Genomic DNA, 13,794 nt, shown 5'->3' on the forward strand with positions numbered 1-13,794 from the left:
GGCATGGGCGGGGAGGCCCGGTGGGGCCGGGGGCCGCGACGGCCGGGTCCCGTGCGGGACGGCCGGGTCCCGTGCGGGGCGATCGGGTCCCGTGCGGGGCGGCCGGGGCTCCGTTCCGGGCCCGGTGCGGGCGCTACTTCAGGGCGCCCGCGGTGAGGCCCTGGACTACCTGGCGCTGGAAGATGATGTACGCGGCCAGCACCGGCAGCATCGCCATCACCAGTCCGGCGAACAGTCCGCCCCAGTCACCCTTGTAGCCCTGGCTGACCGCGAGCTGGACCAGGCCCTGGGTCAGCACGTGCTTGTCCGGCTCGGTGTTCAGCACGGTGGGCAGCATGTACTGGTTCCACTGGCCCAGGAAGTTGAAGATGCCGACGCTGATCAGACCGGGCTTGGCCATCGGCAGCATCACCTGGAAGAACGTCCGGGTGTGCGAGGCGCCGTCAACGAACGCCGCCTCCGCGACCGAACTGGGCAGGCTCCGGAAGAACCCGGTGAGGAAGAACACCGTGAACGGGAGCGAGTAGGCGATGTAGACGAGGATCAGGCCGTGGATGGTGTTCAGCAGCCCCATGCCGTCCACGACGTAGAACAGCGGCACCAGGGCCAGCATGATCGGGAAGCTCATGCCGCCGATGAACAGGTAGTAGATGAAGCGGTTGCCCGGGAACTCGAACCGGGCGAGCACGTAGGCCGCCATGGAGCCGAGCACCAGGGTGCCGACCAGCGAACCGGCCACCACCAGGATGGTGTTGACGAAGTACTCGCTCATGTGGGCCTGGGACCAGGCCCGCGACCAGTTCTCGAAGTGCAGCCGGTCCGGCAGCGACCAGGGCGAGCCCATGATCGAGCCGTCGTCCTTGAAGGAGGTCATCACCGCCCAGACCAGCGGCATGCCGACCATGATGGCCCAGATGACCAGCACACCGTGGGAGAAGACGTTGAGGACGCCGCCCTCGCTCTTCTGCTTCGGGGCGGGGGCGCCGGGCGCCGGGATGCTGCGGACGGGCGCACCGGGCTCGGCCGGTACGGGGGCGGGGGTCTCGGTCGTCTTCATGGTCAGAACTCCAGCCGCTCGCGCCGGCCCAGCCGCATCACGATGGCGGCGAAGGCCAGCGTGACGACGAGCAGGGCGACGCCGATCGTGGTGGCGTAGGCGGCCTGACCGTCACGGAACGCCTTCTGGTACACGTACAGGACCATGACGGTGGTCGAGTAGTCGGGTCCGCCGGGGCCCATCGTCATGATCTGCACGACGGCGAAGGACTCGGCACCGAGCGCGAGGATGCCCATGTAGACCCAGCCGGACTGCACCGTGTCCCAGAGCAGCGGCAGGGTGATCTTGAAGAAGGTCTCGGCCCGGCCGGCGCCGTCCAGCAGCGCCGCCTCGTACAGCTCCGCCGGGATGGAGGCCATGCCCGCGGAGAACAGCACCACGAAGAAGCCGACGGTGGACCAGACCAGCACCAGCATGACGCACCAGAGCGCCAGCTTCGGGCTGCCCAGCCAGTCCGGCAGGCTGTCCGGGCTCACTCCGGCGCCCCGCAGGGCGGAGTTGAGCGCGCCGCCGTTCGGGTTGTACGCGAACTGGAACAGCAGGGCGACGATCGCGATGGAGAGCACCTGCGGGAAGAAGTACACGATCTTGTAGAAGCCTGAGCCCCGGACACCGGTGATCGCCGGTCCGCCGCGGCGGCGCCGGCCACCCACGTTGATCATGTAGGAGAGGAAGAGCGCCAGGCNGAGGGTCACCAGCGGCACCAGCAGGGCGAACATCACGCTGTGCTGCAACGACTTCCAGAAGATGGAGTCGTCGAACATCCGCGAGTAGTTGTCGAAGCCGACCATGCGGAACTCGGGACTGAGCCCCGTCCAGTCCGTGAACGAGTAGTAGATGGACTGGATGAACGGCCAGATGACGAAAAGCGCGTACAGCCCCAGGGGTACCGCCAGGAACCCCACGATGAACCGGTACTTGCCGTGCTGCATTGCTACCGACCCCGATCTGCGCGCGGGTGGCGCCGCCGCGGCCCGGCCGGCCGGTGAGGGACGGCCGGGCCGCGGTGACGCGTGCTCACTGGTGCTTGTAGTGCTTGATCGAATCGTCCTTGGCCGCCTCGTCGGCGAACTTCTGGATCTTCTTGATGGTCTCGACCGGGGTGAGGCGGCCGGCCATCATCTCGCCCAGACAGGCGGTGCCGATCTTCTCCTTCTGGAGCTGCACGTACCAGTCCTGCATCCGCGGGTTGACCACGTTGGTCTTGGCCAGTTCCAGGGCCTCGACACCGGACTTCAGGCCCGGCGTCAGCTCGATGCCCTCGGTGGCCTCCTTGCCGTTCAGCGCGGTCAGCGACTTCACCTTGGCGGTGAAGCTCTTGGAGGACTCACGGCTGAGCATGATGCGCAACTGCTCCATGCCGCCGGGAGCGTTGGCCGCCTTGGCGGGCACGATGAAGGGCTCGCCGCCGGAGGCCCAGATGGTGCCGAACGGCATCTTGTCGCTGGAGTCGATGCCGGGCGGGGCCGACACCGCGAGGTCGAAGTCGGCGGGCATGACGTTCGCCGACTCGTTCTCGACCCAGGAGCCGTTCGGGATGAACAGCGCCTGGCCCTTGGCCCACGCGGTCTGCGACTGGATGTGGTCCAGGCCGGGGGTGCCCTTGAGGATGTGGCCGTCCTTGAAGAGCTGGTACCAGGCCTCGAAGACCGTCTTGACCGCCGGGTGCTTCCAGGCGTTCGGCTCCAGGTTGTCGATCGCGTCCAGCACCTCGACGCCGCCGACCTTGGCGATCATCGGGGACATCGCGAACGGGATGTAGTACGGGTACTTGCCGGCGTAGGTCCAGCCGGCCATGCCCTTCTTCTTCGCCTTCTTGCAGACGGCGATCATGTCGTCCCAGGTCTGGGGGTACTCGGTGTCGAGCGAGTCCAGGGCCTTCTGGGAGTACCAGTTGCCGTACACCGTGTAGGCGTAGTAGAGGATCCAGACCTTCTCGCCGTCGAACTGGCCCATCTCGACGATGCCGGGGCGCAGCGTGTCCCGGACCGTCCTGCTCGGGTCGTCGATGGACGGGGCGTCCAGCAGCGGGGTGAGGTCGGCGAGCTGGTTCTTGCCGACCAGGACGCCCATGTCCATCTGCTCGGCACCGGAGTTGTCGATCAGGTCCGGCGGGTTGCCGCCGTTGAAGCGCGGCTGCAGCGTCGACTGGATCTTCTGGGTGGGGGTGAACTTCACCGTGGCCTTGGGGTAGGCCTTCTTGTAGACCTTGATGGCGTCCTCGGCGTACTCCTTGCCGAAGCCGCCGTCGAACAGGACGAAGTCCAGCTTGGCGCTCTCGTTCACCGCCAGCGGGTTCTTGTCGGACTTCTCGCCCGCCTCGGCCTTCTTCTGGTCGCTTCCGCCGCTGCTCGCACAGGCGGACAGGAAGCCCATGGCAGGTACGGAGACCAGACCGAGTGCGGCGGACCGCTTGATCAGATCGCGGCGGCCGACGCCGGTTCCGTTGTGCTCGGCAGGTGTGGGATCGATCCCCATGCTCAAGTCCTCGCCTTCTCCAGGACTCAGGCGGTGTACCGGAGATCCTCCCGGGCACCGCAATCGGGTCACGCTGGGTCATGCAGGAAGTGCTGGTGCTGCTGAATCGGGTGCTCTTGCGGTTCCCCCCGCGATGCCCCGGTGGCCGACAGGTATAGTCCACTTCCCGCTGACGGAGCAAGATCGAAAGCAAGGTTGCCGGTACGTCTTTTCCGAGTTGAGACCTGGCGGAAATATGAACGGAGGCGGAACCGACTGGGGGAAAATCCACTCCACCCACCCCCCGGCGCGGCACCGCGCACACTTGCCACCGACGGTCACACCACACCTGAACGGCACCTTCACGAGATGTTCGACAACGTTGTCCCCATATACGCGGAGTGAGCGCTTCCGAGTGGAGCGGGACGGTGCCGGAAGGGTCCGGCGGGCGCTCCCGACGGGCTCCCGGCCTGCTGGCGCCCCCTTTCCCCGGGACGCCGGAGGGAGCGGCGGGAAGGGCCGCACCCCGCCCCCGAAGGGCGCCGGGACAGGGTGGCGCGACACCCGGAACGGAGACCGCGGAACCCCCGGCGAGCGGTGCGCCGAGCCCCTCTTCCGGAAGGGGTCCCCGGCCCGGAAGGGGGGCGATCCAGGAGCCGGAGGAGGGCACCGGATGCCTGGTTCGCACCTCTTGGCGCGGCTGAAATGGCCCTCTTGACGACTGAAAACGATCGAATCTCGCCACTTCCTGACTGATCTTGGCCGTGTCGCGTAGTGGGGCGGGGCACTTCGATACAAAGCCGATGGCTCCCCGATGCCTATCCGATGGGTGTTCGATGGCTGTTCTCCGCGGCCCAGAGGGCCTTCGGGGGGCCTTCGGGAGGACTTCGGGGGCGATTCGGCGGGTGCTTCGTAGGCCCGGGGGTGCTCCGAGGCACGGGGCTCGGAGGTGCCTCCGGGGGAGACACTCAGCCCTTCCCGGGGGGCGCGAGGGCCCAACGGGGTGCCGCAGAGCGCTGGTTCGGGATGCGCCGAGCAGCCGGTTCGGGAGCCGTCGACGGGGCGGGGTACGGGTCGGGGCCGGGCTTCGAGGTGCCCACGGCGAGGGCCTGACGCGAGGCTCCCAGGGGCGCTCCGGGGTGCCTTCAGGGGCCGATGGAGCGGGGTCATGGAGAAGGGCCGATGGAGAGGGGCCGATGGAGAGGGGCCGATGGGCGGCTCCGGGGTGGCGTCAGGTGGTGAACGCGGGCTCCGCGGCGGCGGTGGCCCCGGGGGCGCGCCCGGGGCCGGCGCGCGGCCCGGGACGCACGGCCGGCCACGGGCGGCCGACGGCGGGCGCGTGGCGGCGCATGGCTCTGAGGAGGCGCCACCCTGCCGGGGGCCGCGCTGGCGTACCAGGAGAGGCGCAGCGGGCCGACGCGGCGGGCCGGTTGCCCGAGCCGAGGCGGCGGGCCTGGGCGACACGCCTGGTGCCTTCGGCGGGGTGCCGCGGCCAGGGCAACCCGGGCCGATCGGTGAGGAGTTGGAGGCTGTCGGGGCGAGCGCCAGGACCCACGGGCGGGCGGTGGCCCGGCCTCAGGACTCTCGGGCGGGGACCCGGCCCCCGGGCCCACGGACGGGCAGGGGCCCGGCAGGAGGCCCCCGCCACCCGGACAAGCCCCTCACGGGCACCGGAGGCACCGTCCCGCCTCCGCCCCTCCCCCGTACGCCTCCCCCGCCCCCGTACGTCCCGTGTTGCCCCGCCACGGGCGCGGAGGGCGGGAGGGCCGGCCCAGGTCCGGCACGGGGTCGTCCGAGGGGGCTCCGCCCGGCCGTCCGGGGACGGCGGAGGGCCGCACCCCCGCCGGGCGGGGATGCGGCCCTCGACCGCCTTGCCGTACCGCTTATTTGCGGATCAGGCTGCGCAGCACGTACTGAGACGTGCTTCTACTGCGCGGTAGTTCGGCAGGATTTCGAGGACGATGGCGTTCTCGGCAAGGATCCTCGCATCAGAACGCCACAATGACCATGGCTTCCGAGCCTGCAGAGCGCACCTGGCCGAGTATTCCTACCGCTAACGCAGCACCTCGACACGCGCGACACGGGTGAGTCAACGTGCTCCGTTGGCGATTGTTGCCGGTAAGAGGTCTCAGGAGACGCTTGACCGTTTGCGCTCTGGATATGGTTGACACGTTCGGCTGAACGTCCGCCATCCCCCACCTGCCGATGCATCAGGGGTGTGCTTCCCTCGGAGTCGTGGATGCACAGCAGTTGGCCGAGTACCGCTACCGGACTGTCCGCGAAGTGCTCGGCGGGTCTGCGATCAGTGAGGTCGCGGCCCGGTACGGCATCTCGCGCCAGAACCTGCACAGCTGGCGGCGGCGGTTCGAGCAGGAGGGCATGCCCGGTCTGCTGGATCGCTCCCGCCGGCCAAGGAACAGTCCCACGCGCCTGCCCGCCGAGGTAGAGGCCGAGATCTGCGAGTTGCGCCGCCGGCATCCCCGGTGGGGTGCCAGCCGGATCTGCCACGAGCTGTCCGCCCGCGGGCTGGAGCCGGCGCCGTCGCGGACCACGGCCCACCGGGTGCTGTCCCGCAATGGCCTGGTCCGCCCCCAGGAACAGCAGCATCCGCCCGAGTACCGCCGACGGCAGCATGAGGCACCGATACACCTGCGGCAGATGGACCTGGTTGAAAGGGGGCAACTGTCGGGTTCATCATCTGCAGCAGGCGACACAGCCGAGAACAGCAGCGATGTACCACGGTCAGTCCGACGCTCGGCACCCACGACCGTGAGCGTAGAGCACGCCGGCCATCAGAGCGCCTTGCGAACACGACGGCCGCACCATCCGGCCTCCCCGGCCGTACTCGAGGACTTCCGGAAGGCGGGAGCCGCCAAGGCCGAGGGCGCGCCTATTTTATCACAGGCGCAAGTCGACCTGATCGTCGCCATCCTGCGTCAGGCAGGCCTTCAAGCCAGTGCACGTCCCGGACGCGGAGCGCCACACCGGACAGTTGGAGGGCCGTAGGAGCGGTACTCGACACCGGCAGCACACAGTGCGGTCACGCTCCTCTCGCGTTCACGCTCACCCGGCGCCGCAGCGTGAACCCGTTGGTCTGGTCCTCCCTGATCGTGACCGAGACGGACTACTGGACCGGGATGGCACCGGCGATGCTGGTCATCACCCTCGGCTTCGGGACCGGCACCATCGCCCGGACCAGGCCGCGCCGCCCTCGAGCGAAGTCAAAGTCCCCGGTCGCGGCAGCCCCACGGCGGTCATCCCCATGGGATGACCGCTCACCGACCAAGTGGTGCGACGCCTCCAAGCGCGTCTACTTCGTCTCGTTCGGGTGGCTCGTGTGTACCTGCTCCAGGAAGACCGTGCGCTCGTGGACGTAGAACCAGATGCGCGCGGTGCCCTTCGCAGTCGGTTTGTGCTGCCACCGCTCATGGGTCGCACCGCCACGTTCGATGCCACCGAGCTCACCCTTGAGCCGATAGTTCGTCGGCGTCGTGGACCGTGGTGTCCGCGTGAGGAAGTCCCAGGTCTCCGTCATGGGGTTGCGGATCGTCGCGACGAGGTCGCGCCATCCCTTCTGCGCGTCGGCTGTGGCGAAGCGGATCTCGTACTCGATGTTCTTCGGAGGGCGAGGAACCAGCTCGCCCTTCCTTGCGGCCGCCACGGCTACGGACGCTCCACGGTCTCATCGTCGTCGAGCCACTCCAGACCGGCGCTACCGCTGCTGAGCCCCGCCGCGACGGCGGCGGCCGTCTCCTTCCAGGAGGTCAGCTCTGCGATCACGAAGTGCGGCTGGTCGGTGGAGAACGACGCGCGCGCCGCATCGACAAGGTCCTGCGCACAGGACTCCCGGTCGGCCAGCGACAGTGCGAGCATCCAGGGGAAGGCCTTGGACATCCGCTCGGCGAGCGAACCGCGGTCGTCGAGGGTGACGGTGATGAGCTGGGCGGCAAAGTTCAGCAAGCGGGCACGACCCTCGGCCTCGCGCTGCGACATCAGGACCAGAGCCTCGCCGTCGCGCCGGGTCACCGTCACGGGGTGGTCCTCGGCCTCGGCGAAGACCTCGGCGGAGTGCTTGCTGAGGTCCGAGGAGCGCCGAGTCGCCACAGGGAGGCTTGATGCGATGGTCATGGATCCATGATATTCGGAACGTATTCGGAAGTCCAGTGGAGGCCGCAGAGTGCGCGCCAGACTCGATCTCCGGATGCGGGATGTCGGATTTCCTCGCCGTCGCAGGATGCGCAGCTCCGCTTCCGGAACAGCTCGCGTCCGATCATGCTCGCAGGCGCGTCTTCCAGTCCTCATTTCGCGCGCGGGCGCCCTGCCCCCGCATGCGAGATTTCAGGGACAGGGCGCTCGTTCTCACTGTCGCCCTCCCCCACCGTTTAGGACCATCCTCTCTCGCGTTTGAACGTCGCGTTGAACGACTCGGCGAGCGCGTTGGCCGCGCTGGAGCCGATTGCGCTCATGGACTGGCGGACGTCGGCTTGGCAGCGTCCGAAACAACATCAACTACGCTCGCACCAGCCGCATAGCCCGTGTCCAAGATTCGGGGTCAAGGCCCCAGCGAACGGTTGGGGCACCGACGATGGGTCATCGAGCGGACCATGTCCTGGCTGACCCGCTACCGCAGACTCAACCACCGATACGAACGACAACCCCGCAACTACCTGGCCTTCCTCGGCCTCGCCGCCGCCTTCTGCTGCTACAAGCGACTCATCCGCCTCACCACATAGGACACGGTCCTAGATCGTGCCCTGGTCCGGCGCGATGACGTCCCATGTGCCGAATCGCGTCAGACCGGCTGATCCGGCCGCTGCGACCGAGGCATGGTTGTCGAGCTGGCAACGGTACTGCGGTTCGTGATTCCGTACGAGGGCGTGCCGGGAGATCGCCCGTACAAGGCGCCGGGCATGCCCCTTGTTGCGGTAGGACGGGAGGGTCAGGACGCCGAGGTCTGCCAGCGGGGCGTCGTTCCACGGGTACATGCTCGCCACGCACACCAGCCGTCCGTCGTCGAAGGCACCGTAGACGGCCCAGTGGTCCAGTTCGACAGATGCGTTGTCGAGGTCCTGTTCCGACGCGGCTTCTTCGAACTGCTCGAACGCCCGGGCATCGGCCTCGGTGAGTGCACGGATCGAGGGGGCGTCCGGTTCGCCGAGCAGGGCTTCCCGGCCCTTCTCGGTGAAGTAGAACAGGTTGTCGGCCCCGTGCAGCACGATGCCGGACTCCTCCAGGCGTCGGCGGAAGCCTGCCTCGTCGGCCGGCTGCCCTTCTTCCAGTGCCATGGTCTCGGCGATGGTCGGGGTGAGCAGGACGCGTGTCCTTCCGTCGGTCGTCGTGAGGATGGTGAGTCGTTCGTCCTCCTCCAGGAAGGCATCGGTGGTGACGCTGAAATGGTCCTCGCCGTAGAGGAGTCGGCTTGTCAGGGGCGGGCTCAGCCAGAAGTCGGTGATGGCGGAAGGGAACATGTCCAGGCTCTTCTGTTCGTCGTGATCGAGTGGAGGCCGGGCGTTGCCGTGAAGGGCCGTACGGCCGGATGCGCCCAGGATTCAGAAGCGCTTGACGAGGCTGACCGAGCGGTCGGTGACGGTGAAGCCGAGGCTCTGATACAGGCCGAGGGCGCCGGTGGGGTTCTCGGCGTCGACATCGAGCACGGCATGGTTCAGGCCGTCGGCCCGCAATGCCTGCAGCACGTGAGCCAGCATTGCGCGGGCCAGCCCGTGTCCTCGCGCCTCCCGTCGTACGCCGACAGCCGTCACGTATCCGAAAGGTCCTCCCCGCAGCGGCCATTCTTCCCGGGTCACGTCGACGAAGACGAAACCGACGACGCGTTCGCCCTCGTGTGTTCCGGGGGTGACGGCAAGCACGGACAGATCCGGGCGGAATGCGCTCAGGCGGTCGCCGGCAGCCCATTCGGCGGCGGTGACCGGCTGAGTGCCCCAATGGTCACGGAATGCGTCGTTCAGCGCGGATCTAGATCGTTCCTGCCATGCCTCGGCATAGGGCACGAACCGCACTCCGGACAGGGACGGCTGCTGGGCGACTGGTGCAGCGAGGTCGCGTTCCAGTTCCATCCACCACCGGGCGCGTTCGTAGCCATGTGTCTCCAGGAGCCGGATCGCAGGGATGGCATGGTCGTGGGCACCCGAGGCGAGCCATCCGGGCAGGACGGCGTCACAGGCCGCGAGATGCTGGAGTCCGCGGGCCTCCTGCCATGCCAGCAGCGCCCTGCCGATGCCTTCGCCACGGCGGTCCGGGGCCACGGTTCCGTCGAGTTCCACCCAGACGATCGTCTCCTGGCTCGCCGGGGCCGCTGCCGAGCCGTAGGCGACGGCCCGCCCGGCGGAATCGACGGCGATCACCGCGTCGCTCCCGGGCGTGAAGGACGCGCTTGCGAACTCCTCTTCCAGCTCGTCTCTCATGACCAGCGAGTGCGGGTGATCGACCCTTCCCGCAGCACGCTTCAGGTCGAGAATCAGACCGATGTCGCCGACAGTGACAGGTCTCCAGACAAGTCCGGCACCGACGGCGGGCAGCGCGATGGACGACGGCGCGGTCACCCGGTCACGCAATGGACCGGGTCCAGGACTGTCGTGTGCCGTCCCGCTCACGGGTGATCCTCTCTCGGCATCAGCTGTGTGCTGGGGAAATACTGCGGTGGCAGGCCAGCATGAAGACAGGAGCGCGGACCCACGTTCAGGGGAGAGCCACATCGTGCGGTCTGCATCTTCGTCTCGGAGACACGCGGGCCCTTCGGCCCCGCTGTGTCACTGAAAGGGATCGTATCGGCCGAAAGCCACCGGCAGAACTGATTAATCCGGCACACCGGGAGCCCTGGTGTGGACCCGATGTGCGGTCGCCAGCTCATGGCCGTCGCGCGGTTCTGCGAGCAGTGGCCGCTTCCGGCTCGGTCTCGGTGCTCACCCGCCGCCCCGCAGGATCGAGTTGAGTTTCTCCTCCAGAACGTGCTTGGGTACCGCGCCGACCCATCCGCCCGTGGGCTGGCCGCCGTTGTAGACGACGAAGGCGGGAACAGAGGTGATGCCGAGCTGGGCAGCCAGCCCAGGCTCCTCGTCCAGGTCAACCTTGACGACGTCCAGGTGGTCGGACTGTTCGGCGGCCAACTGCTCCACGATGGGGGTGACCATCCGGCACGGGTGACACCATGTGGCCCAGAACTGGACCAGGACGGGTCGCTCCGTCTGCAGAACACGCTCGGCGAACGTCTGCTCGGTGATGCTGTCCACCGGGCGCGAGGAATGTGCGGGCATGTGTCTTCCTGTCTTGCAGGGGTAGGGAATGAGGTCCGGGGTTGCCGTGTCGTGGGCTACCGGGTGGCGGCGGCTGCATAGCGGTGCTGTTCGACGGCGCGGTCGATGTCCTCGTCCAGGAGGTCGGTGTTGATGGCGAAAGCTGCGGTGGAGCCCATGCCGGCTGCGGTGATGACCTGTGCGCGCGGGTCCACGACGTTGCCGACGGCCCAGACTCCCGGGACGCTCGTGCGGCCGGTGCGGTCGCTGACGACCCAGCCCACGTCGTCCTTCGCGCATCCCAGCCCGGTCAGCAGTTCGTCGTGCGGGACGAAACGCGGGAAGAGGAAGGCAGCTGTGCGAGGGACAACGCGGCCGCCCGCGAGTTCGACCCCGCGAAGCCGGTCATCGTCCACGACAAGCTGCTTGATCTCTCCCCCGACCACGTACAGCCCTCGCGCATCCAGCCGTTCCCGGTCCTCTGGGGTCAGGTCCAGAGTGTGCGGGAGGAAGATGACGTCGTCGCTCCACTGGCGCAGGAGCAGCGCCTGGTGGACCGCTCCCGGGTGGGTGCCGAGCACGGCGAGCGGTTGGTCGCGAACCTCGTAGGCGTGGCAGTACGGGCAGTGCAGCAGGTCCTTGCCCCATCGTTCGCGCACGCCTGGGATGTCGGGCAGTTCGTCGCGCAGCCCGGTTGCGATCAGGACACGGCGGGCCTTGAGCACCACCCCGCCCTCCATGCGGACGTGGTATCCGTGGTCGATCTGATCCACCCGGCCTTGGAGAAGCTGGACACCGTAGCGGTCGACCTCGGCCTGCCCGAGGTCGAGCAGAGCCCCAGGCGGCAGGCCGTCGCGGGACAGGAATCCGTGCATGTGCGCGGCGGGCGCGTTGCGTGGCGTGCCCGCATCAATCACCACCACCTTGCGGCGGGCGCGGCTAAGGAGCAGGGCGGCGCTGAGGCCAGCCGCTCCCGCTCCGACCACCACCACGTCGTACACCTCGTCCGTGTCACCGCGCTGCGCGCCGCTGCTGTTGTCGTCGTTTGTCGTCTTGATCATGAGAACAACCTCCTGCCGCGATAGTGCACGCCTCGCAACGAAACGACAACATGTGTTGCCATTTCTGGGAATCGGGGTGGAATGGAGGTATGGAAGAGCAATCACCGATCGCCGCCGCGCTGGCCCAGGTCGGCTCCCGTCTCAGGCGTGTCCGCGCACAGCGCGGCGTGTCACTGTCGGCGTTGGCCGAAGTCACCGGCATCTCCAAGAGCACGTTGTCGAGGCTGGAGTCGGGGCAGCGCCGACCGAGCCTGGAACTGCTGCTGCCCATCGCACAGGCCCATCAGGTACCCCTGGACGAACTCGTCGGAGCACCGGAGGTCGGCGACCCGCGGGTCCGCTGCAAGCCCCGCGTCCACAACGGTCGTACGACGATCCCACTGTCGACGCAGCCGGGGCGCCTGCAGGCCTGGAAGTCGATCATCCCTGCGGAACACAACCGGCCCGAACCGGTCACACACGAGGGACACGAGTGGCTCTACGTCCTGTCCGGACAGGTTCGGCTCATCCTGGCCGACCACGACCTGGTCCTGGAGCCAGGCGAGGCGGCCGAGTTCGACACCCGCCTGCCGCACTGGTTCGGCCCCGCAGGAAAGTCCCCCGTGGAGGTACTGAGCCTGTTCGGCCCCCAGGGAGAACGCGTACACGTCCGGGCCAAGCCCCAGTCCCGGGAGAAGCCGTCGACCTGACCGGGAAGACCCACTGTCGGGACCGCCTTCCGGAAGACACCCCAGGTGACCGGGTGGATAGTGAAACTGCCGGCACCAACGTCGGACGCCTGACTGCTGCTCCCTTCCCGCCCGGACGGACTCACCGGCAATCGTCCGCCGCCAGAGGCGTGGTGGCACGCGTCGGATGCCCTGCCGGCGGCAGAGCGGCGACGGCATGGGCGAGGAGGGCCTGGCGAACCAGAGGCACGAAGCGTGTCCAACATGCCGTAAAACGAACTTCTGAAGTTTCCCCGTGATCTTGGACACTCGATGGTTATGCCGCGAGGGTGTGTTGGTGTCGTTGCCGGGTTTCGGGCGGGGTGAGGTAGCCGAAGACCTTGTGCCTGCGCAGGCGACGGCGGTTGTAGAACGTCTCGATGAAGTCGAGGACGTCGGCTCGTGCGGTGGCCCGGTTGGGCCAGACGCGGGTGCCGATCTCTTCTTTGAGCAGGGCCCAGAAACTCTCTGCGGCGGCATTGCCGAAGCAAGATCCGGTGCGCCCGCAGCTTTGACGAAGTCCAAACTCCCGTATTCGAGTGCGGAATTGGGCGAGGTGTATTCGCTGCCGCGGTCGCTGTGGATCACGCAGCCATGATGGTCGGCCATCGAGTAGCCGACGACCTCGCGGGTGGCCAGGTCCAGCCGGCAGGCGAGGTAGAGCCGCCCCTCGGCGGTCGGCAGCGCGGTGATGTCGCCGACCAGCTTCGTGCCGGGCATCTCGGCGTGGAAGTCGCGGCTGATCAGGTCCGGGGCCGGCCTGACCTTGTTGTCTGGCCTGGTCAGTGAACGGCGCTTGCGGCGGGTGACGCCCTGGACACCGTGCTCGCGCGCATGAGGCGGGCGACCCGTTTGCGGTTCACTCGCCGTCCCAGGCGCTGTAGTTCGGCATGGACGCGCGGGACGCCACAGGTCTGGCGCGAGCCGATGTGGATCACGGTGATCTCGTGCACCAGGGCCTGGTCGGCGGCCCGGTGGGCTGCCCTGATCTTCGCCGCGGCGAGCCAGGCGTGGAACGAGGAGCGGGCCACCTTGAGCAGGCGGCAGAGGAAAGCGACGCCGTGGGTGGTCTTCTCCGCCTCGATGAACGCGTACGTCTCGTTCACCGANCGCTCTCCTTCGCGAAGAAGACCGCGGCCTTTCGCAGCACCTCGATCGTCTTGNCCTGTCCGGCGTTCTGCCGGCGCAGCCGCCTGAGCTCCTCGTGCTCGGCGGTCGTGAGCTCTCCCGGGGCGCCCTCGCCCCTGTCCGCCTTGGCCTGC

General features: G+C 68.1%; 13 protein-coding genes and 1 pseudogene. 3 read left to right on the plus strand and 11 right to left on the minus strand.

Features of this window, described 5'->3' with window-relative positions; translation table 11 throughout:
- Positions 1-133 precede the first annotated feature (133 nt).
- The 3 genes from GTY84_RS21115 to ngcE all read right to left on the minus strand — a co-directional run bounded on the left by GTY84_RS21115 (position 134) and on the right by ngcE (position 3,535).
- Positions 134-1,057: a carbohydrate ABC transporter permease gene (locus tag GTY84_RS21115; protein ID WP_161227878.1), complete on the minus strand. Its 924-nt coding sequence runs from the start codon at positions 1,055-1,057 to the stop codon at positions 134-136.
- Positions 1,058-1,059: 2 nt separating this feature from the next.
- On the minus strand, positions 1,060-1,989 hold the full coding sequence (locus GTY84_RS21120) for a sugar ABC transporter permease (RefSeq protein ID WP_161227879.1): 930 nt from the start codon (positions 1,987-1,989) through the stop codon (positions 1,060-1,062).
- A gap of 85 nt (positions 1,990-2,074) precedes the next feature.
- Positions 2,075-3,535, minus strand: a complete 1,461-nt coding sequence (gene ngcE, locus GTY84_RS21125) for an N-acetylglucosamine/diacetylchitobiose ABC transporter substrate-binding protein (protein WP_202551507.1) — start codon at positions 3,533-3,535, stop codon at positions 2,075-2,077.
- Between the two features lie 2,214 nt (positions 3,536-5,749).
- Between ngcE and GTY84_RS34060 the strand changes: the two genes are divergently transcribed.
- On the plus strand, positions 5,750-6,520 hold the full coding sequence (locus GTY84_RS34060) for a helix-turn-helix domain-containing protein (RefSeq protein WP_345943494.1): 771 nt from the start codon (positions 5,750-5,752) through the stop codon (positions 6,518-6,520).
- Positions 6,521-6,824: 304 nt separating this feature from the next.
- Here the strand turns inward: GTY84_RS34060 and GTY84_RS21135 are convergent, their stop codons facing one another.
- Together GTY84_RS21135 and GTY84_RS21140 are read right to left on the minus strand one after the other, a co-directional pair.
- Positions 6,825-7,175, minus strand: a complete 351-nt coding sequence (locus tag GTY84_RS21135) for a hypothetical protein (RefSeq protein WP_161227880.1) — start codon at positions 7,173-7,175, stop codon at positions 6,825-6,827.
- A 2-nt stretch (positions 7,176-7,177) separates the two neighbouring features.
- Positions 7,178-7,642: a prevent-host-death protein gene (locus tag GTY84_RS21140; RefSeq protein WP_161227881.1), complete on the minus strand. Its 465-nt coding sequence runs from the start codon at positions 7,640-7,642 to the stop codon at positions 7,178-7,180.
- A gap of 434 nt (positions 7,643-8,076) precedes the next feature.
- Between GTY84_RS21140 and GTY84_RS21150 the strand changes: the two are divergent.
- Positions 8,077-8,247 (plus strand): annotated as a pseudogene (locus GTY84_RS21150) (transposase); the annotation flags it as partial.
- Between the two features lie 9 nt (positions 8,248-8,256).
- Here GTY84_RS21150 and GTY84_RS21155 read toward each other — a convergent pair.
- The 4 genes from GTY84_RS21155 to GTY84_RS21170 form a co-directional block, all read right to left on the minus strand.
- Positions 8,257-8,982 (minus strand): GNAT family N-acetyltransferase, encoded by a 726-nt coding sequence (locus GTY84_RS21155; protein ID WP_161227882.1) that lies wholly within the window; start codon positions 8,980-8,982, stop codon positions 8,257-8,259.
- An 81-nt stretch (positions 8,983-9,063) separates the two neighbouring features.
- Positions 9,064-10,074 carry a GNAT family N-acetyltransferase gene (locus GTY84_RS35010; protein ID WP_202551508.1) on the minus strand — a complete coding sequence of 337 codons (1,011 nt, stop codon included), beginning with the start codon at positions 10,072-10,074 and terminating at the stop codon, positions 9,064-9,066.
- Positions 10,075-10,434: 360 nt separating this feature from the next.
- The gene (gene trxA / locus GTY84_RS21165; protein WP_161227884.1) at positions 10,435-10,785 is read right to left on the minus strand and encodes a thioredoxin; all 351 of its coding nucleotides are present in this window, start codon (positions 10,783-10,785) and stop codon (positions 10,435-10,437) included.
- Positions 10,786-10,841: 56 nt separating this feature from the next.
- The gene (locus GTY84_RS21170; RefSeq protein WP_161227885.1) at positions 10,842-11,825 is read right to left on the minus strand and encodes an NAD(P)/FAD-dependent oxidoreductase; all 984 of its coding nucleotides are present in this window, start codon (positions 11,823-11,825) and stop codon (positions 10,842-10,844) included.
- Between the two features lie 89 nt (positions 11,826-11,914).
- On the opposite strand from GTY84_RS21170, the gene GTY84_RS21175 reads away from it, so the two are divergent.
- The gene (locus tag GTY84_RS21175; protein WP_161227886.1) at positions 11,915-12,514 is read left to right on the plus strand and encodes an XRE family transcriptional regulator; all 600 of its coding nucleotides are present in this window, start codon (positions 11,915-11,917) and stop codon (positions 12,512-12,514) included.
- Between the two features lie 295 nt (positions 12,515-12,809).
- On the opposite strand, the gene GTY84_RS21180 is transcribed toward GTY84_RS21175, so the two are convergent.
- Positions 12,810-13,184, minus strand: a complete 375-nt coding sequence (locus tag GTY84_RS21180; protein WP_161227894.1) for an integrase core domain-containing protein — start codon at positions 13,182-13,184, stop codon at positions 12,810-12,812.
- A 130-nt stretch (positions 13,185-13,314) separates the two neighbouring features.
- Positions 13,315-13,638 carry an IS3 family transposase gene (locus GTY84_RS35015; protein ID WP_161224614.1) on the minus strand — a complete coding sequence of 108 codons (324 nt, stop codon included), beginning with the start codon at positions 13,636-13,638 and terminating at the stop codon, positions 13,315-13,317.
- Between the last annotated feature and the right edge of the window lie 156 nt (positions 13,639-13,794).

The organism is Streptomyces sp. SID8352 (assembly GCF_009862265.1).
Lineage (GTDB): Bacteria > Actinomycetota > Actinomycetes > Streptomycetales > Streptomycetaceae > Streptomyces.

Coding starts and splice junctions, on each gene's coding strand:
- trxA (WP_161227884.1), bottom strand. CDS start 10,785: ATGCCCGCACATTCCTCGCGCCCGGTGGACAGCATCACCGAGCAGACG.
- GTY84_RS21155 (WP_161227882.1), bottom strand. CDS start 8,982: ATGTTCCCTTCCGCCATCACCGACTTCTGGCTGAGCCCGCCCCTGACA.
- GTY84_RS21115 (WP_161227878.1), bottom strand. CDS start 1,057: ATGAAGACGACCGAGACCCCCGCCCCCGTACCGGCCGAGCCCGGTGCG.
- ngcE (WP_202551507.1), bottom strand. CDS start 3,535: ATGGGGATCGATCCCACACCTGCCGAGCACAACGGAACCGGCGTCGGC.
- GTY84_RS21175 (WP_161227886.1), top strand. CDS start 11,915: ATGGAAGAGCAATCACCGATCGCCGCCGCGCTGGCCCAGGTCGGCTCC.
- GTY84_RS21170 (WP_161227885.1), bottom strand. CDS start 11,825: ATGATCAAGACGACAAACGACGACAACAGCAGCGGCGCGCAGCGCGGT.
- GTY84_RS21140 (WP_161227881.1), bottom strand. CDS start 7,642: ATGACCATCGCATCAAGCCTCCCTGTGGCGACTCGGCGCTCCTCGGAC.